Raw genomic sequence first — 24,616 nt, 5'->3', positions numbered from 1 at the left:
GGAGGCCCCCGGTCAGCGGCCGTCGCCGAGGCGGCGCACCAGACCGGCGAAGGCGTCTCGCTCCGCCGGGGACAGCTCCACGTACTCCCGGTGCGGGCCGGAGCCGGAGCCGGGCTGGGACGGCAGCGCGCGCAGCATGGGCGCCTGCGGCCTGCGGCGGATCTCGAACCGGAGGCCGAAGCGGTATCCGGCGAGGCCGACGGCGCAGGCGAGGATCAGCACGGCGGGCAGGACCACGCCGAACCAGACCAGGAACGGGACATGCTCAGGCATACCGTCAAGTGAACACCACGGTCCGGGGCATGAGCCCCGGACCGTGACGTATCTCGCAGGTGACGTGAACTACTCACCACGCCCCAAAGGTTCAAAAAGGGCAGGCGGGCAGGCGAGCGGGGGCGGGAGGGAACGGGGGCGGTGCGACGGTTCTCAGGCCGCCGTCACCGGCTGTCCGGGCCGCGCCGACGCCCCCTGCGCGCCGCCCTCGCCACCCGGTGCGGCTCCGCGCAGCGTCTTGAGCGCGACCACCAGCGCCGTCGTCGCGCAGACACCGGCCGCGACGGCGATCAGGTAGAGGAACGGGTTGCCGATCAGCGGGACCACGAAGATGCCGCCGTGCGGGGCCCGCAGCGTGGCGCCGAAGGCCATCGACAGGGCGCCGGTGAGCGCGCCGCCGACCATCGAGGCGGGGATGACGCGCAGCGGGTCGGCCGCCGCGAACGGGATGGCGCCCTCGGAGATGAACGAGGCGCCCAGCACCCAGGCGGCCTTGCCGTTCTCGCGCTCGGTGCGGGTGAAGAGCCGGCCGCGCACGGTGGTGGCCAGCGCCATCGACAGCGGCGGCACCATGCCCGCCGCCATCACCGCGGCCATGATCTTCATCGCGGAGTCGCCCGGGTCGGAGACCGCGATTCCGGCGGTGGCGAAGGTGTAGGCGACCTTGTTGACCGGGCCGCCGAGGTCGAAGCACATCATCAGGCCCAGCAGCGCGCCGAGCAGGACGGCGTTGGTACCGGTCAGCTCGTTGAGCCAGTCGGTCATGCCCTTCTGCGCGGAGGCGATGGGCTTGCCGATGACCACGAACATCAGGAACCCGACGACGGCCGAGGAGATCAGCGGGATCACCACCACCGGCATGATGCCGCGCAGCGCCGCCGGGATGCGCACCCGCTGGATCGCCAGCACCACACCGCCGGAGAGCAGACCGGCCGCGAGACCGCCCAGGAATCCGGCGTTGATGGTGAGGGCGATCGAGCCGCCGACGAAGCCGGGGACGAGTCCGGGCCGGTCGGCCATGCCGTAGGCGATGTATCCGGCCAGCACCGGCACGAGGAAGCCGAAGGCCACGCCGCCGATCTGGAACAGCAGCGCCGCCCAGCTGCCGGACTGGGTCCACACGAAGTGGTCCATGACCGAGGGCGCCTTGTTGATCTTGTAGCCGCCGATCGCGAAGCCGAGCGCGATCAGCAGACCGCCGGCCGCGACGAACGGGACCATGTAACTGACGCCGGACATGAGCCACTTGCGCAGCCTGGTGCCATAGCCCTCGCCCGCCGCGCCGGTCCGCTCGACCGGTGTGCCGCCGGGGGCCGCCGGGGCGGTCGCCTCGCCGCGCGCGGCCCTGTCGCGCGCCTCGGCGATCAGTTCGGCGGGCCGGTTGATGCCCGCCTTGACGCCGACGTCGACGGTGGGCTTGCCCGCGAAGCGGTCCTTGTCGCGTACGGGGACGTCGTGGGCGAAGATCACCGCGTCCGCCGCCGCGACGACCGCCGGGTCGAGCCGGGTGAACCCGGCCGAGCCCTGTGTCTCCACGACCAGCTCGACGCCCGCCTCGCGGCCCGCGCTCTCCAGCGACTCGGCGGCCATGTAGGTGTGCGCGATACCGGTGGGACAGGAGGTGACGGCGACGATCCGGAACGGCGCGGGGACCGATGCGGACGCCGGGGCCTCTGAGGCGGCGGTGCCCTCCGGTTCCTGGTCGGCCTGACCGGCCTGACCGGCCTGCGCGTCCTGGTCGGTCTGTGCGGCCTGGTCGGTCTGTGCGGCCTGGTCGGCCTGCGCGTCCGCCTCCGCGGGTGTCCGGTCGCCGCGGATCAGCGCCGCCGCCGTCGCCGCGTCGCCCGCCGACCGCAGCGCGGCCGTGAACTCGGCGTTCGTCAACTGCCGGGCCAGCGAGGACAGGATGGTCAGATGGGCGTCGTCGGCACCCGCCGGAGCGGCGATCAGGAAGATCAGATCGGCGGGGCCGTCCGGGGCGCCGAAGTCGATCCCGGCCACGCTGCGCCCGAAGGCGAGCGTGGGCTCGGTGACGTGGGCGCTGCGGCAGTGCGGGATGCCGATACCGCCGTCGAGGCCGGTCGGCATCTGCGCCTCGCGGGCGGCGACGTCGGCGAGGAAGCCCTCCAGGTCGGTCACCCGGCCCCGGGCCGCCATCCGTTCGGCGAGGGCGCGCGCCGCCGCCTCCTTGGTGTCGGCGGACAGGTCGAGGTCGACCAGGTCCGCGGTGATCAGATCACTCATCGCGGGCTCCTTCGCACGCGTACCGCCCGAGCGGCGGAACGGACGGGGGCGGGGGTGGTGGGGACGGGCACGGGGGCGGGCACGAGGACAGGGGCGCGGCCGGGGACAGGGCGGGGGAACAGGGCGAGGGTCATGGGACCGGCTCCGCGAGGGGGCGGTCCACCGGGATCTCGGTGGTGACCGCGACCGCCGCCGGGTCCAGGTCGTGCGGGCCGGGCATCACGCTGCCGGGCAGCCGGACGGCTGCCGCGCCGTGTGCGACGGCCGAGGCCAGGGCCCGCCCTCCGGTGCCGCCCGCGAGGAGGAAACCGGCCAGCGAGGAGTCTCCGGCGCCGACGTTGCTGCGTACGGAGTCGACGCGCGCGGCGCCGAACCAGACGCCCGCGCCGTCCACGAGGAGTTGCCCGTCGGCGCCCAGACTCGCCAGGACGGCGCGCGCGCCGAGGCCGCGCAGCTCCTGGGCCGCCCGCACCGCGTCGCCCACGGTGGCCAGCGGGCGCCCGGTGGCCTGCGCCAGCTCCTCGGCGTTGGGCTTGACGACGTCCGGACCCGCCCGGAGCGCGGCGAGCAGCGCGGGCCCCGAGGTGTCCAGGGCGATACGGACACCAGCGGTGTGCGCCCGCGCGACCAGATCGGCGTACCAGGACGGGGCGAGGCCGCGCGGCAGGCTGCCGCAGCAGGCGATCCAGTCGGCACCGCGCGAGCGGCGCCGCACGGCCTCCAGCAGCGCTTCCTGCTCGGCCGCGGTCAGTTCCGGGCCCGGGGCGTTGATCTTCGTCAGGACACCGTCCGCCTCGGCGAGGGCGATGTTGGAGCGGGTGGCCCCGGCGACGGGGACCGGGGCGACCTCGATGCCCTGCGCGTCGAGCAGATCGGCGACGAGTGCGCCCGGGGCGCCGCCCAGGGGCAGTACGGCGACCGTGCGCCGTCCGGCGGCGGCGACGGCGCGCGAGACGTTCACGCCCTTGCCGCCCGGGTCCACCCGCTCACCGGTGGCCCGGACGACCTCGCCGCGGTCGAGGGAGGGGACCTCGTAGGTGCGGTCGAGGGACGGGTTGGGGGTGACGGTGACGATCATGCGCGTACCACTTCCGTGCCGCCGCGCTCGATGGCGGCGGCGTCCTCCGGGCTGAGCCCGCTGTCCGTGATCAGCAGGTCCACCTCGCCCAGGCCGCCGAAACGGGCGAAGTGCTCCTGGCCGTGTTTGGCGGAGTCGGCGAGCAGCACCACCCGGCGGGCGGCGGCGATCGCCGCGCGCTTGACCGCCGCCTCGGCGAGGTCGGGGGTGGTCAGACCGTGCTCGACGGAGAAGCCGTTGGCGGCGACGAACAGCACGTCGGCGCGGATCTCGCCGTAGGCCCGCAGCGCCCAGGCGTCCACGGCGGCGCGTGTGCGGTGCCGTACGCGGCCGCCGACGAGGTGGAGCTGGAGGCCGGGGTGGTCGGCGAGGCGGGCGGCGATGGGCAGCGAGTGGGTGACGACGGTGAGGTCCGTCTCCGGGGGCAGGGCGGCGGCCAGGCGGGCCACCGTCGTACCGGCGTCGAGGATCAGCGTGCCCTCGGCGGGAAGTTCGGCGAGGGCCGCCCTGGCGATGCGGTCCTTCTCGTCGGCGGCGGTGGACTCGCGCTCGGTCAGGTCGGGTTCGAGGTCGAGGCGGCCGGCCGGGAGGGCGCCGCCGTGCACCCGGCGCAGCAGTCCGGCCCGGTCGAGGGTCTTCAGGTCGCGGCGGATGGTCTCCGCGGTCACCTGGAACTCCTCGGCGAGCGACACGACGTCCACCCGGCCGCCGTCCCGGGCGAGCCGGAGGATCTCCTGCTGCCGCTCCGCTGCGTACATGTCCGTCTGCCTCCGGCTTGATGCCCGAACCTGTGGTTTCAGGGGGGAGGCTACGCCGGGAAGACCGGGAAGTAAACAGGTGCGGAACCATACGGGCACGATCGGGCATCCGCCGTGGGTGCACCGGCCGGGCACGGCGAGGGCCCGGTACCGCCCTCGGTACCGGGCCCCGGACCCGCGTCCTCCCGCTCGTCCGGCGGTCGCTCAGCCGACGAGCTCCGGCTCCCGCGCCTCGGCGGCGGGCGCCCCCTCGGCCGCGCCCTCCGTGTGCTGGGCCGGCCGCTTGGGCAGGGCCGCCATCAGGACGAAGATGACGGCCAGCACCCCGGCCACCCACAGCAGCGCGTGCTGGAAGGCGTCGACGAAGGCCGGACCCACCTGGGCGGGCGTCAGCCGGTCGCCGATCACCCCGAAGAAGACGACCGAGACCAGACCGAGCCCCAGCGCGTTGCCCATCTGCTGCACGGTGTTGATCAGCCCGGACGCCGACCCGGCGTGCTCGCGCGGCACCTCCGAGAGCACCGCGTCCGTCAGCGGCGCGACGATCAGCCCCATGCCCACACCCATGACGACGAGCGGGAGCGCCATCTGCCAGGAGGTGATGCGCAGGCCGTACCGGTCGGACTCGGCGACGTAGAGCAGGACACCGGCCACCATGAGCAGGGCGCCCGCCTGGAGCACCTTGCGGCCGAAGCGCGGCACCAGCTTCTGCACGGACATCCCGGCCGCCACCGACACCGCCACGGAGAACGGCACCCCGGTCAGTCCGGCGCGCAGTGGGCTCCAGCCCAGGCCGATCTGCATGTACAGCGTCCAGACCAGGAAGAACACGCCCAGCGCGACACCGAAGACGGTCTGCACCACGATGCCCGCGGCGAAGCTCTTCACCCGGAACAGCGACAGTTCGACCAGCGGGGAGCCGTCCCGCGCCGCCTTGCGCCGCTCGTAGGCCACGAGCACCGCGAAGACCACCAGCGCACCCGCCATCGACAGATACCCCCACAGCGGCCAGCCCAGCTCGCGGCCCCGGGTCAGCGGGTAGAGCAGCATCAGGAGACCGAGGGTGACCAGAGCGACGCCGACCAGGTCCAGCTTGAGCGCGCGCGGGGCCTTGGACTCGGAGATGAAGCGGCTGCCCAGCAGCAGGGCCACCACACCGACCGGGAGGTTGATCAGGAAGATCGGCCGCCATGCGAGACCGAACAGGTTCCACTCCGTCAGCAGCGCGCCCAGCAGCGGACCGGAGACCGCGCCCAGGCCGACGATCGCGCCGAACAGGCCGAAGACCTTGCCGCGTTCACGGGCCGGGAAGGTGGCGTGCACGATCGACAGGACCTGCGGGACCATCAGCGCCGCCATGGCGCCCTGGAGGATGCGCGAGGCGACCAGCATCTCCGGGTTCACCGCGAAGCCGCACAGGGCGGAGGCCAGGGTGAAGCCGCCGATGCCGACGAGGAACAGCCGCTTGCGGCCGTGGATGTCGCCGAGCCGCCCCCCGGTGATCAGCCCGGCCGCGAAGGCCAGGGCGTAACCGGCGGTGATCCACTGGATCTGGCTGAAGGAGGCACCGGCGTCCTCCTGGATCGAGGGTATGGCGATGTTGACGATCGTGACGTCCACCAGGTCCATGAAGGCCGCGGTCATCACGATCGCCAGCGCGAACCAGCGGCGGCGGTCGGCCACCGGTACTGAGCTGCTGACGGGGGTTTCGCTGGAGGTCATACCGACAGGCTAGAGAGGCTGTAGGACAGATCATGTCCTAGTGGTGCGGCATCCTCGGAGTATGACGACGGACACTCCGGCCCGGCTCCTCCAGCTCCTGTCCCTGCTCCAGACGCCCCGCGAGTGGCCCGGCGGCGAGCTGGCCGACCGGCTCGGGGTGTCCCGGCGCACCGTCCGGCGGGACATCGACCGGCTGCGCGAGCTGGGCTACCCGGTGCAGGCGACGATGGGCTCCGACGGCGGCTACCGGCTGGTCGCGGGCAAGGCCATGCCCCCGCTCGTGCTCGACGACGAGGAGGCCGTGGCCATCGCGGTCGGGCTGCGCGCGGGAGCCGGGCACGCGATCGAGGGCGTGGACGAGGCGTCCGTACGGGCGCTGGCGAAGCTGGAGCAGGTGCTGCCCGCCCGGCTGCGTCGGCGCGTCTCCACCCTCCAGGCCGCCACGACGCCGCTGACCAGCGGGGACGGCGCCCTGGTCGCCCCCGAGACGCTGACCGTGATGGCGTCGGCGGTGGCGGGCCGCGAGCGGCTGCGCTTCGCCTACCGGGCCGGGGACGGCACCGCCACCCGGCGGCTGACCGAGCCCTACCGGCTGGTGTCCACCGGACGGCGCTGGTACCTCGTCGCCTACGACCTGGACCGGGCGGACTGGCGGACGTTCCGGGTCGACCGGGTGAGCGAGCCCTTCCCCACCGGCGCCCGCTACGAACCGCGCGAGCTGCCCACGGGGAGTGCCGCGGAGTACCTGCGCCTCTCCATGCAGCGGCGGCAGGAGACATATGTGTTCACGGTCGCCTTCCACGAGCCCGTCGAGTCGGTCGCCGCGCGGCTGCCCTCCTGGCTCGGCCCGCTCGAACCCCTGCCGGACGGCGGCTGCCTGCTGCGCGCCGAGACCGGCGACCGGATGGAGTGGGTCGCGGTGCGGCTGGCGATGCTGGGCTGCGAGTTCACGGTGCGGGAGCCGAGGGAACTCGTGGCGTGCGTACGGGAGTTGGGGACGCGCATGACGCGCGCGGCGGCCGGGGCAGGGGCAGGGGCAGGATCCGTGTCCGGGCCCGGTGCGGACGGGAGCCGGGAGGCGCCGGTACCGCACCCCTAGGCGACTACGGGTGCGGAGCTACGGGGTGTGCGGGGCTACGGGGTGTCCCAGGCGAAGTCGCGGAGGGCGGCGAGGTTGCGCAGGGCCAGCGCGGCGGGCCCCTGCGGACCGGTGGCCGGTGCGTCTCCCGTCGCCCAGGCTTCCACGGCGACGCGGACGGCGGCGCTCGCCACGGCCGCGGAGAAGCGGAGGTCCGGCGCGATGGCGGAGGGGGCGGCCTCGCACTCGGTTCCGGTTGCGGTTTCGGCCTCAGTGCCGGTTCCAGTTTCGGTTCCGGACTCGAAGGAGTCGGCCCGGCCCCCTGCCGAAGCCGGTCCAGCCGATGCCGCCCACGCCGCCGTCCGCGCCGCGAGCACCCCGGCCAGTTCCCGTTCCGACTCCTGGCAGACCTCCGCCCAGACCTTGCGGACCGCCGGGCTGGTGCCGGCCAGGCGGATGAGGGTGCGCGCCCACTGCCAGGAGATCGCCGAGACGCCCGAGCCGCCGGGGACGAAGGTGTGCCGCACGGCGTGGGCGAGGGCCTCCGGGACGGAGAGGGCGGCCGGGGCCGTGCGGACCGCTTCCCGCCACCGCTCGGCGCCCGCCGCGTAGCAGGGCGCGACGGCCTCCTCCTTGGTGGCGAAGTACCGGTAGAAGGTGCGCGGGGCGACGCCCGCCGCCTGGGCGATGTCCTCGGCGCGGGTGGCGCGCAGCCCCCGTGTCACGAAGAGGCGCGCCGCCGACAGCGCGATCTCCATCCGGGTGGCGGCCTTGCGGCGCTCGGTCAGGGAAGGGGTCTTGGGGTCGGCGGGGGCGGGGCTCATCACCTCGGCAGGTTATGCCGGTGTGGCAGAATCTGCCATCTGGCGGGCCACCCCGGGGTTCAGGTCCGGGGTGCCCCGCCGCTTCGGCGCGCTCGGGCGGCCGCCCGCAGCCGAGACGTACCAGCGCCCCGGGAACCCTGACCGGACGGACCAAACGGACCGGATGGACCGGATGGACCGGATGGACCGGACGGACCAGATGGACCGGGTGGACCGGGTACAAGTGGAGCCGGACTCCGACGCCCGGGGGAAGGCGCCGAAGCCCGGCTCTGGGAAGGTCCCGGCGCCGGGGGGAGTGCGTCGGGACGTGGCTCTGGTGTGGTCGTGCGCCCGGCCGCTCGGGCCCGGAAGGGTTGTTCCCGTCGCGCCGCCGGTTGAAGCGATGCTCCACGGCCATGTTCGCGCGGTCTTTCACCACCGGGCGTGCGCGTCACCACCGGGCGTGCGCCATCGGCGCTGCCCGAGGGTGTGCGCGCCCCGCGGGAACAGCCGCCCCGCGGGGACCTCGCGGCACCTCTCCGAGACGTCACGCCGCCGCGTCGAACCCGGTGTCCCGGGCCAGCTTCTTCAGCTCCAGCAGGGCGTGCTTCTCGATCTGGCGGATGCGCTCGCGCGTCAGACCGTGCTCCTTGCCGACCTCGGTCAGCGTGCGCTCGCGGCCGTCCTCGATGCCGTACCGCATCTTGATGATGGACGCCGTGCGCTGGTCGAGGCGGCCGATCAGGTCGTCCAGCTCCTCGCTGCGCAGCAGGGTCAGGACAGACTGCTCGGGCGAGACCGCGGAGGTGTCCTCCAGCAGGTCGCCGAACTGGGTCTCGCCCTCGTCGTCCACCGCCATGTTCAGCGAGACCGGGTCGCGGGCCCAGTCCAGGACGTCCACGACGCGCTCCGGGTTCGAACCCAGCTCGGCGGCGATCTCCGCGGGCTCCGGGTCGCGGCCGTGCTCACGGTTGAACTCGCGCTGCACCCGGCGGATCCGGCCCAGCTCCTCCACCAGGTGGACGGGGAGCCGGATCGTGCGGGACTGGTCCGCTATCGAGCGCGTGATCGCCTGGCGGATCCACCAGGTGGCGTACGTCGAGAACTTGAAGCCCTTGCGGTAGTCGAACTTCTCCACCGCGCGCACCAGGCCCGCGTTGCCCTCCTGGATCAGGTCCAGCAGGGGCAGGCCGCTGCGCGGGTAGCGGCGGGCCACCGCGACGACCAGGCGCAGGTTGGAGCGGATGAAGACGTCCTTGGCCCGCTCGCCCTCGTCGACGAGGGCCTGGAGCTCCTCGCGGCTCGCGTCCGCCGGCGTCTCCTCGTACCCGTCGAGGATCTGCCGTGCGAACACACCGGCCTCGATGACCTGGGACAGCTCGACCTCCTTGGCGGCGTCGAGCAGCGGTGTGCGCGCGATCTCGTCGAGATACATGCCGACCAGGTCACGGTCGGCGATCTCGCCGCCACGGGCGCGGACACCGCGTGCCGCGTGGGCCGTCTCTCCCCCAGAGCCGAAAGCCTGGGAGGTACCCCCATGGGCGGACTGTCGACGGGCGACGGCACGGGTTGCCATGCGTGCTCCCTTGCGATGGTGTGTCAGCGGGTGGTCCACAGGACGCTCGGCACTCTCTTCGGGACTCTCCTCGGGTGCCCCGCATCCGATGGGAACAACGACTTGAAACCGGACAGAATTCCCAACCCGCCCCCCGATTTTTCTGATCATGCAGTACCCTGTGCCGCCACGACGCCCCATGCGCCCTGGGTCACGTCACGGAGTCGCAGGTCAGAGTGGGAGCGGAAGCCCTTTCCAGGCCCTCGCGGACCCGGACTCACCACCCTGCACATGAGACGCCCGTCACACGGATGCCGCAGTTCTCACAGCGGGAGAGCGCCACCCTCCCTCGCTGCCCCCACTCTCATGGACGGGTACCGGGGCCGGAAGGTTGCCGCAAAACCGGACTCTCAGGTGATTCCCGGCCCCCGTGGACCCGGCCCCGGGCCTGTCTCCGGCCGGTTCCGGACTTACGCACGGCCCGTTCCGGACCCACGCGCGGCCTTGCCCGACCCACGCACGGCCCTGCCCGGCCCACGCACGGCCCGTACCGGCGTTCCGTGCGGCGCCCCGCCCCCGCCTTCCCGGTCCCTAGCCGAACTGAACCGACCGCTTCGCCATTCCCATCCAGAAGCCGTCGATCACCGACCGCTGCGCGTCCAGCTCGCCGGCCGCCTCCGCCGCGCCCATGGTCACGAACAGCGGGGCGAAGTGCTCGGTGCGCGGGTGGGCGTACCGGCCGGCCGGGGCCTTGTCGAGGAAGTCCAGCAGCCCGTCCCAGTCGCGGGCCTCCAGGGCGCGGCGCCCCCAGTCGTCGAACTCGGAGGACCAGCTCGGCACCCCGCCGCCGGTGTGGCGCAGGGCGGCGAGGTTGTGGGTGAAGAAGCCGGAGCCGACGATCAGCACGCCCTCGTCGCGCAGCGGCGCCAGCCTGCGGCCGATGTCCATGAGGCGGACCGGGTCGAGCGTCGGCATGGAGACCTGGAGGACGGGGATGTCGGCGGCGGGGAACATCTCGACGAGCGGGACGTAGGCGCCGTGGTCCAGGCCCCGGTCGGGGACGTCCTGCACGGGCGTGCCGGGGCCGCGGAGCAGCTTCCTGACCTGGTCGGCGAGGCCGGGGGCGCCGGGGGCCGCGTACGTCACGTCGTAGTAGTGCCCGGGGAAGCCCCAGAAGTCGTACACCAGGGGGACGGTCTCCACGGCGCCGAGGGCGAGCGGGGCCTCCTCCCAGTGCGCGGAGACGACGAGGATCGCGCGGGGCCGGGGCAGTCCGGCGGACCAGGCGGCGAGCTGGCCGGGCCAGACGGGGTCGTCGGCGAGCGGCGGGGCGCCGTGGCTGAGGTAGAGGGCGGGCATGCGCTCAGGGGCTGTGGTCATGGCGGCTACTCCTGCTGGGACCGCGCTCGGACTGCGGCGGGCAGAGCAAGCACGGGGACCGAAACTTGAACTTTAAAGCTCAAGGACCACTGTACGGTGCATTTGTTTAATCTTCAATGAGCGCCCTCGTAGAGTGGATACATGAACACGGCTCCCGTTTCCGCGCCCGGCCCCGCTCAGGCCCCCGCCGCCCAGCCTCCCGCCGCCCCGGTCTCCCCAGGTCAGGCCCCCGCCACCCCGTCCCCCGCCGCCGACGCCCACCGCTGGCTCACCCCGGACGAGCAGCGCGTCTGGCGTGCCTACCTCCACGCCACCACCCTCCTGGAGGACCACCTCGACCGGCAGCTCCAGCGCGACGCGGGCATGCCGCACGTCTACTACGCCCTCCTCGTCCAGCTCGCCGAGGCCCCGCGCCGCCGGCTGCGCATGACCGAGCTGGCCATGAACGCCAAGATCACCCGTTCCCGCCTCTCGCACGCCGTGGCCCGCCTGGAGAAGAACGGCTGGGTCCGCCGCGAGGACTGCCCCTCCGACAAGCGCGGCCAGTTCGCGGTGCTCACCGAGGACGGCCAGGAGGTGCTGCGTCGCACCGCCCCCGGCCATGTGGCCGCCGTACGACAGGCCCTGTTCGAACGGCTCAGCCCCGAACAGCAGCAGTCCCTCGGCGAGATCATGCAGATCGTCGCCGAGGGACTGCAACCGGACGAGGCGGGCGCGGACCTGCCCTGGCTCCGCTGAGGAGCCGGGGCGGGGACCGGGCCGAGTGGTCGTCAGTGGGCGATGACCGGCACCGCCACCTCCTGCTCGGCGCCCTCACCGGAGGCGGAGCCCGAACCGGTGACCAGGGTGCTGCCCGGCCGCCCCGCGTTGACGAAGGTCAGCGCGATCACGGCGGCCAGCACCAGGATGCCGACGGCGAACCAGATGGCGCTGGTGTACCCGTGCACCAGGCCCTGCACCTGCACCAGCTGCTGCTGCGGCCGGGCGCCGCCGGCCGCGCCGATGTGGTCCTTGATGTACGACGCGGTCGCCGAGGAGGCGATCGTGTTCAGCAGGGCCGTGCCGATGGCGCCGCCCACCTGCTGCGAGGTGTTGACCATCGCGGAGGCGACACCGGCGTCCCGCGGCTCGACGCCCTGGGCGGACAGGGACATGGCCGGCATGAACGCCGTACCCATGCCGAGGCCGAGCAGCAGCATCGCGGGGAGCAGCAGGGCCGGGTAGGAGGTGTCGGTCTTCAGCTGGGTCAGCAGCAGCATGCCGACGGAGGCGACCAGGAAGCCGGGGCCCATCAGCAGCCGGGCCGGGACCCGGGTCATCAGCCGGGCGCCGATCTGGGTGGAGCCGGTGATCATGCCCGCGATCATCGGGAGGAAGGCGAAGCCGGTCTTGACGGGCGAGTAGCCCTTCACGATCTGGAGGTAGTAGGTCAGGAAGAGGAACAGGCCGAACATGCCGATGATCGCCAGGCCCAGCGAGAGGTAGACACCGCCGCGGTTGCGCTCGGTGACCACGCGCAGCGGCAGCAGCGGGGCCCGTACCTTGGACTCGACCAGCACGAAGGCGACCAGCAGCACCGCGGAGCCCACGAACATGCCGATGGTCAGCGCGTCGCTCCAGCCCGCGGACTCGGCGCGGGTGAAGCCGTACACCAGCGCGACCAGGCCGAGGGTGGACAGGACAACGCCGGGGATGTCGAGCGGCGAGCGGTTGCGGGCGCCGGCCGGCTCACGGATGACGAAGTACGCACCGGCCGCGGCGACCACGGCGAACGGGATGTTCACGAAGAACGTCCAGCGCCAGTCCAGGTACTCGGTGAGGAAACCGCCCAGGATCAGACCCACGGCACCGCCACCGCCGGCGATGGCGCCGTAGATGCCGAACGCCTTGGCGCGCTCCTTGGCGTCGGTGAACATCACCGCGAGCAGGGAGAGCGCGGCGGGCGCGAGCAGCGCGCCGAAGGCGCCCTGGAGCGCGCGGGAGCCGAACAGCAGCGCGCCGCTGGTGGCCGCGCCGCCCAGCGCGGAGGCCGCGGCGAAGCCGGTCAGACCGATCACGAAGGCGCGCTTGCGACCCCAGAGGTCCGCGATACGGCCGCCGAAGAGCAGGAGTCCGCCGAAGGCCAGGGCGTAGGCCGTGACGACCCACTGCCGGTTGCCGTCGGAGATCCCCAGGTCCTGCTGGGCGGAGGGAAGGGCGATGTTCACGATGGTCGCGTCGAGCACGACCATCAGCTGGGCGAGCGCTATGAAGACGAGCGCCTTCCAGCGGTTGGCGTCACCGGACTGGTGCGGGACGCCGGGAGCCTTGAGGGCTGTTTCGGACATGGGGGTACCCACTTCGGGACTTCGTGACGGAAAAAGGGTGTCGAAAGGGGCGGCGGCGGCCCGTGCTGCCGTGCCGGAGCGTCGTAGGCGAACGAGAAGGTCGTGAACGGGGAGAACGAAAAGTCGTGAGCGAGGAGCGTGCGTGAGGAGTCGTGCGTGAGCGGGGAGCCGGGAAAGGAGACCGGAGTTCGGCGCTGAACTCATCGGTGCGGGCGGGCCGGCGCCTGCCGGACCGGGGCCCGTCTCACGGGTCCGCGCGTGGCGGGGAGCTGTCTGTCAGGTCGGTCAGGCCTGGCGGAGATCCTCCATGGTCATGGCCGCGCCCGGCAGGTCGGAACGGGCCGGGGCCCGCAGTCCGTCCAGGAACAGCTGAAGATGGCGGTGGACGAAGCGGTCGTGGAGGACACAGCCGGTACCGGCCGGGGGGCGGCTGAGCTGCGCGGCGGCGATCATCAGATCGCCCACGCCCACATCGGCGCGCAACTGCCCGGCCGCCTTGGCGCGGTCCATGATCTCCTCGACGAGGTGTTCGACCCGGTGACGGGCGGCCTCCAGGTCGGGGTGATGCTGGTCGAAGGTGCTGGAGACCATCGGACACAGCGCGCTGATCCGCTCGTCGGCGGCGGCGTGCACGAAGCGCGACAGCGCCTCGAAGGCGTCGCCGGTCTCCGCGAGCGCCTGCTCGGCCGCCTCCGCCGTACGGTCCATCACGGAGCAGACGACCTCGCGGACGAGAGCGTCGCGGTCCGGGAAGTTGCGGTACAGGGTGGCGTTGCCGACGCCGGCCCGGCGCGCGATCTCGTCGAGCGGCACCTCGGGGCCGTACTCGACGAACATCTCGCGGGCGGCGGTGACGATCCGCTCCCGGTTGCGCAGGGCGTCGGCGCGCGGCCTGGTCACCTTGCGCGCTTCGGGGGTGGCGGTCGCGGCCGGCACGGCGTCTCCTCTGGTCGGTAGGTCTGGCGGACCTGGTCGGTAGGTCTGGGCGGACGATCCGGGGATGGAGTCCCCGTTTCGCTCGGACACAGGGCTAAACGGGGAAGAGGTCCCCGGTTATTTCCCGTCCCGGAAGAGATATCCCGTGACCTGGGTCACATCCAACTGGCCCTGCCCGTTCCCACGACCGGGCCGCGCGTCCCACGACCGGACCGCTCCAACGCGCGCCCGCCGCCCCGGCGACACAGGGTGAGCGAAAGGGTGCAGCCGGAGACGAGACCGGTGACCGCCTGGCGCGGACCGGTGCGGACCGGTGCCGCGCGGCGCGAGACCGTCGGCTGCCTGGAGCGAAGGGTCCACGCATGCAGCCGCAGCCGCCCCGCCGCCGGACAGACCGGACGCCGCACCCGACACACCGGCCGCACGGGACGGACCACGCCGACACCGCGCTCCCCGCAGGCACCACGGCCCCCGCAGCCCCCGGCACACCCCCGGAATCCCCCGGCCCGGCCCCCGCGTCCCCCGCCACGACGACCGCCACCACCTCCGCCGCACCCGCCGCACCCGCCGCCGACCCGAGCTCCATACCCACCCCCGCCCCCACCCCCATACGGATACGGACCCGCATACGCGCCCGGATACGCACGCGCACCCGCCGCACGGCCGCCTTCGCCTCCGTGACCGCGCTGACCCTCGCAGTCAGCACGGCGGGGGCCGCGCACCTCACCTCGGGCGCCGCGGCCTCGGGCGCCGGGGCGAACTCCCTGTCCCGCTCGCCCGCGCTCGCCCCCTGCATGATCAGCGGCGCCCGCTCCGTGCAGATGACCGAGGGCGTCCCCACCTCGACGGGCTACGCCCGCTCCACCGGCACCGTGCACGCCCTCACCCTGATGATCGACTTCTCGGACGCCCCCGGCGAGGGCACCGCGCTCGACCGCTTCCACGAGTTCTTCCCGCAGACCCAGGAGTGGTTCCGCACCGCCTCCTACGGGCGCCTCGACTACCGCCCCGAGACCCCGATCACCCACTGGCTGCGCATGCCCAAGCCGTTCAAGGAGTACGGGATAGAACGCGGCGCCCCCTTCGACCCGGGCTACCGCGACCTCGTCCAGGACATCGCGGCGGCGGCCGACTCCCAGGTGGACTTCCGCCGGTACGACCTGCTGAACGTGCTGATGACCCCGAACGCGGGCCCGTCCGCCCTGGACACGGTCCTGTCCGTCACCTTCGCGGGCAACCCCGACGCCCCGACGGCCGACGGCGTCCCGCTCGCGAACGCCTCGTTCGTCTACTCCCGCCAGGACGACGGCTCCGGCTCCTACGACCGCACCGGCTACCGCGTCCTGCCGCACGAGAACGGCCATGTCTTCGGCCTGCCCGACCTCTACACCCAGGAGGGCGGCGGCGCGGTCGGCCACTGGGACATCATGAGCGAGGACTGGGGCGCCGACAACGACCTGCTCGGCTGGCACAAGTGGAAGCTGGGCTGGCTCGACGCCGACCAGGTGAACTGCGCGAGCAGGCGCGGCTCGGCCGAGTACACCCTGACCCCGCTGGAGCGCGCCGGCGGCCCCAAGCTGATCTTCGTCCCGCTCGACGGCAGCACCGGCTACGCCCTCGAACTGCGCACCCGCGAGGGCAACGACGAGGCGGTGTGCCGGCCCGGCGTCCTCATCTACAAGGTGAACGCCGACGTGGACACCGGAAGCGGCCCCATCACCGTCTACGACGCCCACCGCGACTCCGGCGGGTGCAGCCGCAGTCCGAACGTGCAGGCGGAGCTCTCCGACGCCCCCTTCGCCCCCGGCGAGACCTTCAAGGACCCACGGTCCAAGATCCGCATCGATGTCGCGGCGGCGGACCTGGAGGGCAACTACCGGGTCCGGGTGACCCGGCAGTAGCCGGGACCGCCGCCCCGCCCGGCCCGGACTACCGTAGGGCGCAGACCTGCCACCACCACCGACGTCCCGTACGGGAGAACCGACCGATGTGCGCGACGCCCGCGACCTCCCCGACGCCCCCGGCGGCGCCCGCGCACCCGATGACGTCCGCCCGTGCGCCGGGGTCCGGCACCGCGGCGGGCGCCCCGGACCGGCCGCACGGACCGCCCCCGGAGGCCGTCGCCCCGCTGATGCGGGGAGTGGCCGTGCTGCGGGCGCTGACGGAGGCCGGCGGCACCCTGAGCCCGAGCGCCCTGGAACGCGCCACGGGCCTCGCCCGTGCCACCGTGGACCGCGTCACCGCGACCCTGGCCCGGATGGGGTACGTACGCCTCACCGGCCGGGACACCGTCCTCGCCCCCCGTCTGATGGAGCTGGGCAACGCCTGTCTGGCCGCCCTGCGCCTGCCCGACCTCCTCGGCGCGCGGGCGGACGCCCTCGCCGACGCGCTGGACGAGTCGGTGTCGCTGGCGGTCCGCGACCAGGACGGCATCCGCTTCATCCACCAGGCGACGCGGCGCCGCGCCATGTCCCTGAGCTTCCGCATCGGCGACCTGCTCCCGGCCGAACGCACCGCGCCCGGACCGCTGTTCGCCACCGAGTGGACGGCCGGGGACTGGCACCGCTGGCACGGACGCCGGGCGGCCGACCCGGAGAACCGCTCCTTCCCGGCGATCCCGCCGCACCCGCCGGGACCGGACGCGCCCCGCTCCGGCTTCGAGGAGCGCACGACGCGGGCGGCCCGGGAGGGCTGGGCGGCGGACGACCAGTTGATCGAACCGGGCCTGGTGGCCGTGTCGGTACCGGTGCGGGACCCGGTCACCGGCACGATCGCCTGTGCGGCGAGCGTGGTGAGCCACACCAGCCGCCACTCCGCCGAGCACCTGCGCGCCACGCTCCTGCCCCGGCTGCGCGAGACGGTCGCGGCGATGGAGGAGGATCTGCGCGCGGCCTCGGCGCGGGCGCGGGCGCGGACACCCGGTGCGGCACCGGCACCGGCTGCGGCTGCGGCTGCGGCTGCGGCACGCCCGGACGCGGCGCCCCCGGAGCTGGCGGCCTGGACGGCGGCGTCGAAACAGGAGCTGGGCCGGGGGTTCATCGAGTCCCTGGCGCGCGGGCTGACGGTCCTGACGGCGTTCGGCGAGGACCGTCCGGCGCTGACCCTCACGGAGGTGGCGCAGGCGACGGGCCTGGCCAGGGCCACGGCACGCAGGGCCCTGATCACCCACGAGCACCTGGGCCTGGTCGCGCCCGGCCCCGGCCGCACCTTCACTCTCACGCCCCGCGTGCTCTCCCTCGGCTTCCCGCCCCTGTCCCACACCACGCTCCCCCGGATCGCCCAGCCGCATCTGGAGGACCTGGCGGCCGAGGTCCGCGAGTCGACGGCGCTGGCGGTGCTCGCCCCCGGCGGCGAGGAGATCCAGTACGCGGCCCGCGCGAGCACGCACCACATCATGAGCGTCGACCTCCCCGTGGGCACCCGCCTCCCGGCCCGCGCCACCGCGCTGGGCCGCGCCCTGACCGGCCCGGGACCGGCCGGTTACGCGCTCGCCGACGAGGAACCGGAAGCGGGTCTGCGCGCCGTCGCCGTCCCCGTCCACGACCGGGCCGGCCGCCCCGTGGCCGCCGTGGACATCGCCCTGCACGCCGCCCGCCGCACCCGCGAGGAGTGCGTCTCCGCTCTCCTGCCCGCCCTGCGCCGCACCGCCGCCCGCATCGAGGCCGACCTCCGCACGGCCACCCGCTTCACCCGCGTGCCCCTCACCTGACCAGGACCTCACCTGACCGGGCCGTCACCTGACCAGGCTGTCCGGCGCGGCACCGGGCCCGGTCCCGGTCCCGGAAGGTCGCCGGGCATGGAGGAGCCCCGGCCGGTCGGGAGCGACCAGCCGGGGCGGCAGGGCACGGCGAGCGGACTCCCGCCGCCTCGTCAGCCGGGGATCGACGTCGTCAGGTACCACTGCTGGTACGGATTGTCAGGACCGTACTGGTTCAGGTACGCCTTCCCCTTGGCGTCCGAGTCCAGCGCGTTGCCTCCCGGGCTGATGAGGCGGAGCTTGCCGGAGACGAACACCTCGTCCCAGAGGTCGTTGGCGTCGATGTCGCACGGCCGCGTCTCCAGGACGAGGGAGAAGGGCGTCGTCGGCTTCAGGCACCGGGCCGAGCTCGTGTTCTTGAGCTGGATCTTCCCGTTGACGACGTGGTACTCCCAGCGCTGGCTCGCCGCGGTGGTCGAACAGGACGAGGTGTAGACGCCACCGGTGCCGTTGGCGTCGAGGCAGCGCCCGGTCTGGGCGTTCTGGAGCCGCCAGACACCGCCGCCGGGGCCGCCGGCCGCGTGGGCGGTCGCGGCCGTGCCGGTCAGCAGGAGCGCGGCCGCTCCTGCGGTGGCGGCGACGCCGCCGAGAGCCTTCCGGATGTTCATGGCTTTCTCTCCTCGGTGAGCGGGTGACGCTGGGTGCGACGACCGGGACGGATGTCCTGTCCGGCCCGCGCGGTGTCCGACGGTGCTGATCCGCTGTGCCTCACGCGGTCGCGGCGGTGGGGCGCCACTGCTGGTAGGGGTTGTCCGAGCCGTACCCCTTGGCGTAGGCGCTGCCCTTGGCGTTCGAGTCCAGGGCCTTGTTGCTGTAGGGGTCGACGAACCGGTACGTGCCGTCGACCACCAATTCCCACCAGAGCGCGCCGTTGGCGCAGGTCGGATCGGTTTCGAGCTGCTTGTCCTCCGCCTTGAGGGGATTCACCCAGAGGCATCGGCGAGTGGCGACATTGCGGAGCAGGACCTTGCCGTCCAGGACCGCCCGCTGCCACTTCTGGTACGGGTTGTCCGCGCCGCAGGACTTGGTGTACACGTTTCCCTTTGCATCGGAGTCGAGGCAGAGTCCGGTGTTTGCGTTCCGGTACTGCCAGACATCACCGGCGGCATGGGCGGCCGGGGCCGTACCCATGGTGAGCAGAAGACTGGCCCCCGCAGTGACCAAAGCGCCCGCGAACTTCGCGTGAATACGCATGCGACCTCTTCCTCGGATGAATGGAAACGTTGAATACACTGAATAGATTGACCCCGCGCACTAACGTTTCACTAATGCTCCACAGGGTGAACAAAAGGCGCTTCCGGGGCAGAGAAAAAGGCCCCTGCGACACCCTGTGTCCGAATTCAGGACGCTGACTCGGAATTACCCGTCCGATCGGGCCGGATCGCTGGCCCTCCTCAGATCCAGCCGCGCTCCCGGGCGCGCAGCGCGGCCTGGAAGCGGTTGTCGGCGTCGAGCCTCGCCATGAGCCGGGCCACGTACTTGCGGTAGGTCCGCAGCGCCATGTTGAGCTGGCGGGCCCCGGTCTCGTCCTTGTCGACGAGGTACAGGGTCTGGAGTATCTGCCGCTCGACCTCGGTGAGGGAGGGCAGGGCCTCCTCGGGAAGCTCCTGCGACGCCGCCCACATCCGCTCGAAGAGCGAGACCACAGTGCTCACCAGACCGGGCTCCCGCGTCAGGAGCGCCCCACGGGCCGTGTTCTGGGGGTCGATCGGAGTGAGGGCGACCGCCCGGTCACAGATGATCATGCGCTCGATGGGGTGCGGGGAGATCCGGATCTCCGCGCCACGGGCCACGAGTTCCCGCAGGTACACGAGGGTCGTCTCGTCCTGGAGGCAGGCCGACGCCATCAGCGTCCGCATCCGCACTCCCCGGCGCAGGATCCTCAGGTCGATCGGGCGGGAGATCTCGATCGACTCCGGGGTGAGCACCCCGACCGGGTTGGTCGTCAGGTTCTCCGTACGCGCGAAGAAGGTCACCTCGTCGATGGCGCTCCGTACGGCCTCCAGACCCTCGATCTGCTGGACCGCCGGACCGTCCGGCCCGGACGCGTCCGCGGAGGCGCCCGTCGTGCTGAGGTGCTCGACCACCCCGGCGCTGCGGACGGACTCCTGGAGCTCGTCCTGGAACTGGCCCACCTGATGCTCGATCAGCCTCTCGACCGTCCGCTTCGGCGAGAGCGGCCGCAGACCGCCGGCCGGGGTACGCACCGCGATGCCCAGCTCCAGCACCCGCGTGACCACGGCCGGGTCGTGGCCGCCGGTGTCCTCGCGGTCTCTCAGGAGCGCCCGGTAGAGCTGCTCCTCCGGCTCGGAAACCCCCAGCAAGCCGAGGGTGTTGGGGGTGTTGTCCGGCTTCATCGCCACCACCGCCCGGCGGCGTTCCGGCCCGCGTACGAGGGCCGCGCGGCCGTGTGCCGGGCCGCCCGCGGGGGCCGTGCACCGGCGGGTCCCGGCGGCGGGGGTGTGCAGGAAAGTGCACGGGAACGGGGTCGTTTGCTGCACGCCCGAGGCCCGTCCAAGGCCCCTCCCGGCGGGCAACATTCTCGGTGTGAGGGCGGCCCGCCGGAACGAGAACGGCGGGCCGGACCGAGCGAGACGAACCCGCCCAGCGACATCGCCCGCCCAGGAGGAAACCCGTGAACCGCATCGCGGCCCGCATCGCGTCCGGCACCATCACCGCACTCCTGGTCGTGGGCGGTGCCGGAGTCGCCCAGGCCCACAGCACCGGCGCGGACGACGCCAGGCCGCAGGCGAGCGCCACGCAGACCGCGGTGCCCGAGCACCAGGAGGCCACCCCCGTGTCCCCGCTGACCAACGACTGGGGATGACCGGACCGAGGTGACGGCGACCGCTCCGACCGGGGCGGCCCGCGCCCCCCGGACCGGCCGGCGCCTGCGGCCCGTACCCCCCGGCAGTACCTCCCACGCTTCTCGTTCCACCCCTCCACCCCTCATACGCCGGGCATCCCCATGCCCGAAACCACCCCGAAGGAGCACACCATGACGAAGAACCTCAAGCGCGCCGCCCTCACCGTCGTCGGCGCCGTCGCCGCCTCGGCCCTGCTGCTGCCCGCCACGGCCCAGGCCGCCACGCCGACCGCCGCCCCGGCCCGGATCGCCGGCCAGGTGAGCACCATGGACTCCGGCTGGAAGGTCGACATCTTCGTCGACGCCATGGGCTACATCGGCCCGATCATCGGGAACGTCCTGAACGACATCCGCATGGAGAAGGAGCGCCCCGCCTTCGTCCACCGGCAGCTGGACGACACGATGAACGCGTACTCGGGCTACAACGTGATGGTCATCAACGACAAGCTCGACTACTCCCTGGACCTGCACGGAGTGGTCGCCAACGCCCGCGTCACCCAGGGCAGCGCCACCTACCGCGTGCTCGCCTTCCAGTCGGGCACGGTCGTCAACCGCGGCGACGGCGGCTGGAGCAACTGGGGCTTCGGCGGCTGGTTCACCCGCAACGGCGGCACGGTGGTCTTCACCAGCTGAGTCCGACCGCACCGTCCGACCTCCTGTATCCCACTCGGGCTTCGCCACTCACGCAGATGGGCCGGTCTCCTCACGGAAACCGGCCCATGCCGCGTCCATCCCAGGGCCGCAGGGCCCACGATCCGCAGGAGACACGACCGTGGAGAACCAGGTCCGACTCACCGGGCCGCCCGAGGCCGCCCCCGAACTGGCGTGCCTGCGCGTCATCGCCCAGCTCCCGCCCCGCTGGTCCGTCCAGATCCTGGAGTGCGGAACCGGATACGCCGTCCTCGGCCTGCGCGCGAACGCCTCGGCCGAGGAGGTCACCGCGGAGATCGACGAGGCGATCACCGCGCTTCCCCTGCGGGGCTGGAAGCGGAGCTGACCTGCGGCGGCGGCATCAGCTGAACTGGACGGTCACCGTCTGGTCGTTCCAACTGCCGAGCTGCGGCTCCCAGCCCACCAGCAGCCTGTCCCCGTTCCGGTTCCGCAGCCCCATCTGGCAGTCGGCCGTCATGTTCTGCACGGAAGAGATGGTCCAGCGGTACTTCTCGGGCAGCGGGAACTGGTAGTCGGGGATGTCTTCCTTGTCGCTGTTGCAGGATTCCCCGCGGAACTCGATGCGCGACCCGGAGTAATTGTTGTCCACGTAGGCGATTCCGAGGGTCTTCGTGCCGTGCCCCATGGTGAGCAGGTCGTACCCGGGTGCCGTCGCCGCACTGGCCGGCGCGGCGACACCGACCGACAGCGTGACAGCGGCGAGAACGCCCAGAACCTTCTTGTCCATCATGCAGAACCACCCTCGCGTAACCGAGCTCGACTGACGGCGAAAGCTATCCGGTCGACTCGCCCGCCAGACAGCCCACTCCCCTCGGAATGGCTTGTTCCGCCCAGCCCCCGATCAATCATGACCGAATTCCGTACCACGCCAATAAAACGTTAGCGAGACGTTAGCAACACCGGTCAAAATGAAGGCTTTCGCTCAATTCAATTTCCGGCCCGAAATTCAGGACCGCCACGGCCGTGCACCTGCCGCGGGCCCCTGCCCGACCGGCACCCCCGAAGCCCACGGCCCGGCCACACACGACGGACGCCCCCCTCAGCATCAACAGGGGCGACCTCCCCGACGCCGATCCGCTAGGCTGTCACCGGTCACTCGGCCACGCCTTCGTAGCTCAGGGGATAGAGCACCGCTCTCCTAAAGCGGGTGTCGCAGGTTCGAATCCTGCCGGGGGCACATGACGAAGGGCCAGTTCAGGGGCTTGATCGCCTCGAACTGGCCCTTCGCTGTGATCACGGCCGTGCCACACGCGTGCCACAAGGTCCGCTAGGAATCCACATCACCCCGCACCTTCCGGATCATCGAGCCGAGCCCGTCAGCGATCTCACGGTCACGGCCGTTGACCATGTGCTGGTAGATCAGGGCAGCACGGGGTGTGCTGTGGCCCATCCTGGTCATCAGCTCCCGCAGGCTGGCGCCGGACGCGGCGAGGGTGTTGCCCGTATGCCGGAGATCGTGGAAATGCACGTTCGCTGTGACACCGGCCTTCTTCCTGGCGCCGATCCAGTCGTCCCGGAAGTTGCTCCGCCGAAGCCGACCCCCCTGGGGGCCGAGGAAGACGTGCCCATCCCGGCCACGCCCTGCGTAGGCGTCGAGGTGGCGCTTCACGTCCGGCAGGAGTTCGGTCGGGAACGCCACCGGTCGGACACCCGCGGACGACTTCGGCGCCTTGTCGAGGAGTTCCCCGGTCTGCAACTCCGCTTGTGACCGCCGGACCATGAGCGCCGCAGCGTCCGTATCTACGTCTCGCCGGCGCAGCGATGCCAACTCCCCGAAGCGCAGCCCCGAGAACGCAGCCAGCAGGACGAGAAGCCGGTAACGGGGGTCGATCGCATCGGCCACAGCGAGCACCTCGGCCACGCTAAGGACGGGGCGTTCGGGCACGTCGTACCGGTCGGCGCCCTTGATCCGGCACGGGTTGCGCCGGATCAGTTCGTCATCCACGGCCGTGTTCAGGATGGCCCGCATGATCTGATACGCCTTGACCACGGTCGGCTCACCGGTCTGAGTCAGGCACGCCGTACGCCAGGCCCGCACCTGAGCCGTTGTGATCGAGGACAGCGGACGTTCCCCGAAGGTCGGCAACAGATGCAGCCGGATCACCGACTCATTCCGCTCACGCGAACGCGCCGCAAGCTTGCGATCTTTGAGCCACGCAGTCGCGTATTCACCGAAGCGGACCTTGCCCGCATCCGGGTCGGACCACTGCCCCCGCGTGATATCCGCTTCGATGTGCGTCAGCGCGACCTCAGCATCGGTCTTGGTCGCGTAGGTCTCCTCAGCGCTACGAAGCTGACCTGTGTTCGGATCACGGTATCGAGCCTGCCAGCGGCCGGACGCGAGTTGCCGGACAGATCCGAAGCGACGCCGCCGACCCCGGTTGTTCGCCATCAGGCAGCCCTCCGCAGCAGACCGGGCCGGACGCTCACCGGCTGCACCGTGTGCTCAGCGATGTAGGCGGACACGGCACTCTCGGGGATGCGGACGTACCGCCCGACCTTGACGAAGGTGATCCGACGTTCCTCGATCAGGCGCCGGGGAAAGCGGACGCCCGTCCCGAGCGCCTCGGCCACTTCCTGGACGCTGAGAAGTCGATCCATGCTCACCACTCCCCCTCGATCTCGCCATCCAGCGGTAGCTCTGTCAGTGCTTCGCGTGCGGTTTCTCTGTTCGTACGGATTTCCTTCGCGATGGTTGCGGCGAGCCAGGATTCGCCGGGGGTGTGGCCTTGTCCGGCGTAGGTCCAGTGGGCGAGGACGAGGGTGGAGCCGTCCGGGTCGTCGGGGTCTTCGGGGAGTCCGCGTTCGTGGCGTTCCTGGCGGGCGCGGTAGTCGGCGCGTACCTGGCGGCGTTCGCTGAGGGTGGTGGAGTAGGCGCGGGACTTGGTCATGAAGTGGCCGCGGAAGCCGAGCATGTGGGCCCAGCGCCACAGCAGCCGGTCGGGGTAGGCGTCGTCCAGGGNGTGGCANGCNTCGATCAGGCGGCGGGTGTGCGGGGGCAGTGGCAGGCGGTCGAGTTCGGCCAGCTCCCCGATCCGGCGGTCCACTGTCTCGGTGGCTTCGGCGGCTTTGGTGGCGTATTTGGCGACGTAGGAGGCGACCGCCGTGTCGGTCAGTTCGACACCCTGCAGGCTGCCGATCGGCTGCACGTCCACCTGGGAGCCCCA

24 protein-coding genes and 1 tRNA gene are annotated in these 24,616 nt (G+C 72.3%); 8 read left to right on the top strand and 17 right to left on the bottom strand.

The annotated features are described in order from the left end of the window. Nucleotides 1-12: 12 nt before the first annotated feature. From B086_RS0112950 to B086_RS0112930, 5 genes are all read right to left on the bottom strand, one after another. Nucleotides 13-273, bottom strand: a complete 261-nt coding sequence (locus tag B086_RS0112950) for a hypothetical protein (RefSeq protein WP_018566838.1) — start codon at nucleotides 271-273, stop codon at nucleotides 13-15. A 153-nt stretch (nucleotides 274-426) separates the two neighbouring features. Then, nucleotides 427-2,517, bottom strand: coding sequence for a PTS fructose transporter subunit IIABC (locus B086_RS0112945; RefSeq protein ID WP_018566837.1), 2,091 nt, complete (start codon nucleotides 2,515-2,517; stop codon nucleotides 427-429). Nucleotides 2,518-2,647: 130 nt separating this feature from the next. Then, entirely contained in the window at nucleotides 2,648-3,595 is a 948-nt protein-coding gene (gene pfkB, locus B086_RS0112940) for a 1-phosphofructokinase (RefSeq protein ID WP_018566836.1), read from the bottom strand. Further along, complete coding sequence (locus B086_RS0112935; protein ID WP_018566835.1) at nucleotides 3,592-4,353, bottom strand: DeoR/GlpR family DNA-binding transcription regulator; 762 nt, start codon at nucleotides 4,351-4,353, stop codon at nucleotides 3,592-3,594. The genes pfkB and B086_RS0112935 overlap by 4 nt, the downstream gene beginning before the upstream one ends. Before the next feature lie 204 nt (nucleotides 4,354-4,557). Then, nucleotides 4,558-6,075 (bottom strand): MFS transporter, encoded by a 1,518-nt coding sequence (locus B086_RS0112930; protein WP_026252366.1) that lies wholly within the window; start codon nucleotides 6,073-6,075, stop codon nucleotides 4,558-4,560. Nucleotides 6,076-6,136: 61 nt separating this feature from the next. Between B086_RS0112930 and B086_RS0112925 the strand changes: the two genes are divergently transcribed. After that, nucleotides 6,137-7,174 carry a helix-turn-helix transcriptional regulator gene (locus B086_RS0112925; protein WP_018566833.1) on the top strand — a complete coding sequence of 346 codons (1,038 nt, stop codon included), beginning with the start codon at nucleotides 6,137-6,139 and terminating at the stop codon, nucleotides 7,172-7,174. A gap of 35 nt (nucleotides 7,175-7,209) precedes the next feature. Here the strand turns inward: B086_RS0112925 and B086_RS0112920 are convergent, their stop codons facing one another. The 3 genes from B086_RS0112920 to B086_RS0112910 form a co-directional block, all read right to left on the bottom strand. Further along, nucleotides 7,210-7,977 carry a TetR/AcrR family transcriptional regulator gene (locus tag B086_RS0112920; protein ID WP_018566832.1) on the bottom strand — a complete coding sequence of 256 codons (768 nt, stop codon included), beginning with the start codon at nucleotides 7,975-7,977 and terminating at the stop codon, nucleotides 7,210-7,212. Between the two features lie 526 nt (nucleotides 7,978-8,503). Beyond that, entirely contained in the window at nucleotides 8,504-9,532 is a 1,029-nt protein-coding gene (locus B086_RS0112915) for a sigma-70 family RNA polymerase sigma factor (protein ID WP_026252365.1), read from the bottom strand. Nucleotides 9,533-10,102: 570 nt separating this feature from the next. Continuing rightward, the gene (locus B086_RS0112910; RefSeq protein WP_234029308.1) at nucleotides 10,103-10,891 is read right to left on the bottom strand and encodes a dioxygenase; all 789 of its coding nucleotides are present in this window, start codon (nucleotides 10,889-10,891) and stop codon (nucleotides 10,103-10,105) included. Nucleotides 10,892-11,032: 141 nt separating this feature from the next. Between B086_RS0112910 and B086_RS0112905 the strand changes: the two genes are divergently transcribed. Further along, nucleotides 11,033-11,629 carry a MarR family winged helix-turn-helix transcriptional regulator gene (locus B086_RS0112905; RefSeq protein WP_018566829.1) on the top strand — a complete coding sequence of 199 codons (597 nt, stop codon included), beginning with the start codon at nucleotides 11,033-11,035 and terminating at the stop codon, nucleotides 11,627-11,629. Between the two features lie 32 nt (nucleotides 11,630-11,661). Here the strand turns inward: B086_RS0112905 and B086_RS0112900 are convergent, their stop codons facing one another. Together B086_RS0112900 and B086_RS0112895 are read right to left on the bottom strand one after the other, a co-directional pair. Further along, nucleotides 11,662-13,218 carry an MFS transporter gene (locus B086_RS0112900; RefSeq protein ID WP_018566828.1) on the bottom strand — a complete coding sequence of 519 codons (1,557 nt, stop codon included), beginning with the start codon at nucleotides 13,216-13,218 and terminating at the stop codon, nucleotides 11,662-11,664. A 285-nt stretch (nucleotides 13,219-13,503) separates the two neighbouring features. After that, nucleotides 13,504-14,154, bottom strand: a complete 651-nt coding sequence (locus B086_RS0112895; RefSeq protein ID WP_018566827.1) for a TetR/AcrR family transcriptional regulator — start codon at nucleotides 14,152-14,154, stop codon at nucleotides 13,504-13,506. A gap of 362 nt (nucleotides 14,155-14,516) precedes the next feature. Between B086_RS0112895 and B086_RS0112890 the strand changes: the two genes are divergently transcribed. Continuing rightward, complete coding sequence (locus tag B086_RS0112890) at nucleotides 14,517-16,055, top strand: M6 family metalloprotease domain-containing protein (RefSeq protein WP_018566826.1); 1,539 nt, start codon at nucleotides 14,517-14,519, stop codon at nucleotides 16,053-16,055. An 86-nt stretch (nucleotides 16,056-16,141) separates the two neighbouring features. After that, nucleotides 16,142-17,863 carry an IclR family transcriptional regulator domain-containing protein gene (locus B086_RS0112885; protein WP_018566825.1) on the top strand — a complete coding sequence of 574 codons (1,722 nt, stop codon included), beginning with the start codon at nucleotides 16,142-16,144 and terminating at the stop codon, nucleotides 17,861-17,863. A gap of 161 nt (nucleotides 17,864-18,024) precedes the next feature. On the opposite strand, the gene B086_RS0112880 is transcribed toward B086_RS0112885, so the two are convergent. From B086_RS0112880 to B086_RS0112870, 3 genes are all read right to left on the bottom strand, one after another. Further along, nucleotides 18,025-18,519, bottom strand: a complete 495-nt coding sequence (locus B086_RS0112880) for an RICIN domain-containing protein (RefSeq protein ID WP_018566824.1) — start codon at nucleotides 18,517-18,519, stop codon at nucleotides 18,025-18,027. Between the two features lie 100 nt (nucleotides 18,520-18,619). Further along, nucleotides 18,620-19,105: an RICIN domain-containing protein gene (locus B086_RS0112875; protein WP_078510092.1), complete on the bottom strand. Its 486-nt coding sequence runs from the start codon at nucleotides 19,103-19,105 to the stop codon at nucleotides 18,620-18,622. 200 nt (nucleotides 19,106-19,305) lie between these two features. Then, complete coding sequence (locus B086_RS0112870; RefSeq protein WP_037873444.1) at nucleotides 19,306-20,268, bottom strand: response regulator transcription factor; 963 nt, start codon at nucleotides 20,266-20,268, stop codon at nucleotides 19,306-19,308. Nucleotides 20,269-20,546: 278 nt separating this feature from the next. Between B086_RS0112870 and B086_RS43605 the strand changes: the two genes are divergently transcribed. From B086_RS43605 to B086_RS0112855, 3 genes are all read left to right on the top strand, one after another. After that, nucleotides 20,547-20,738, top strand: a complete 192-nt coding sequence (locus tag B086_RS43605; protein WP_018566821.1) for a hypothetical protein — start codon at nucleotides 20,547-20,549, stop codon at nucleotides 20,736-20,738. A gap of 171 nt (nucleotides 20,739-20,909) precedes the next feature. Then, complete coding sequence (locus B086_RS41945) at nucleotides 20,910-21,410, top strand: hypothetical protein (RefSeq protein WP_018566820.1); 501 nt, start codon at nucleotides 20,910-20,912, stop codon at nucleotides 21,408-21,410. Nucleotides 21,411-21,549: 139 nt separating this feature from the next. Continuing rightward, the gene (locus B086_RS0112855; protein WP_018566819.1) at nucleotides 21,550-21,774 is read left to right on the top strand and encodes a hypothetical protein; all 225 of its coding nucleotides are present in this window, start codon (nucleotides 21,550-21,552) and stop codon (nucleotides 21,772-21,774) included. Nucleotides 21,775-21,789: 15 nt separating this feature from the next. Here the strand turns inward: B086_RS0112855 and B086_RS0112850 are convergent, their stop codons facing one another. Beyond that, on the bottom strand, nucleotides 21,790-22,179 hold the full coding sequence (locus tag B086_RS0112850) for a hypothetical protein (RefSeq protein WP_018566818.1): 390 nt from the start codon (nucleotides 22,177-22,179) through the stop codon (nucleotides 21,790-21,792). Nucleotides 22,180-22,553: 374 nt separating this feature from the next. Here B086_RS0112850 and B086_RS0112845 point away from each other — a divergent pair. After that, a tRNA-Arg gene (locus B086_RS0112845) sits at nucleotides 22,554-22,626 on the top strand. Between the two features lie 90 nt (nucleotides 22,627-22,716). Here B086_RS0112845 and B086_RS0112840 read toward each other — a convergent pair. From B086_RS0112840 to B086_RS39935, 3 genes are all read right to left on the bottom strand, one after another. Beyond that, a complete protein-coding gene (locus B086_RS0112840; RefSeq protein WP_018566816.1) occupies nucleotides 22,717-23,841 on the bottom strand; it encodes a tyrosine-type recombinase/integrase in 1,125 nt (374 codons plus the stop codon). After that, a complete protein-coding gene (locus B086_RS0112835) occupies nucleotides 23,841-24,050 on the bottom strand; it encodes an excisionase family DNA-binding protein (protein ID WP_037873422.1) in 210 nt (69 codons plus the stop codon). Before B086_RS0112835 ends, B086_RS0112840 begins: the two co-directional genes overlap by 1 nt. Nucleotides 24,051-24,052: 2 nt before the next feature. Further along, on the bottom strand, nucleotides 24,053-24,616 hold a 564-nt coding region (locus tag B086_RS39935; RefSeq protein WP_018566814.1), incomplete at its 5' end, for a replication initiator.

This window comes from Streptomyces sp. PsTaAH-124 (assembly GCF_000373685.1).
In the GTDB taxonomy this organism is placed as follows: Bacteria; Actinomycetota; Actinomycetes; order Streptomycetales; family Streptomycetaceae; genus Streptomyces; species Streptomyces andamanensis.
This window is presented reverse-complemented; position numbering and strand designations above follow the sequence as displayed.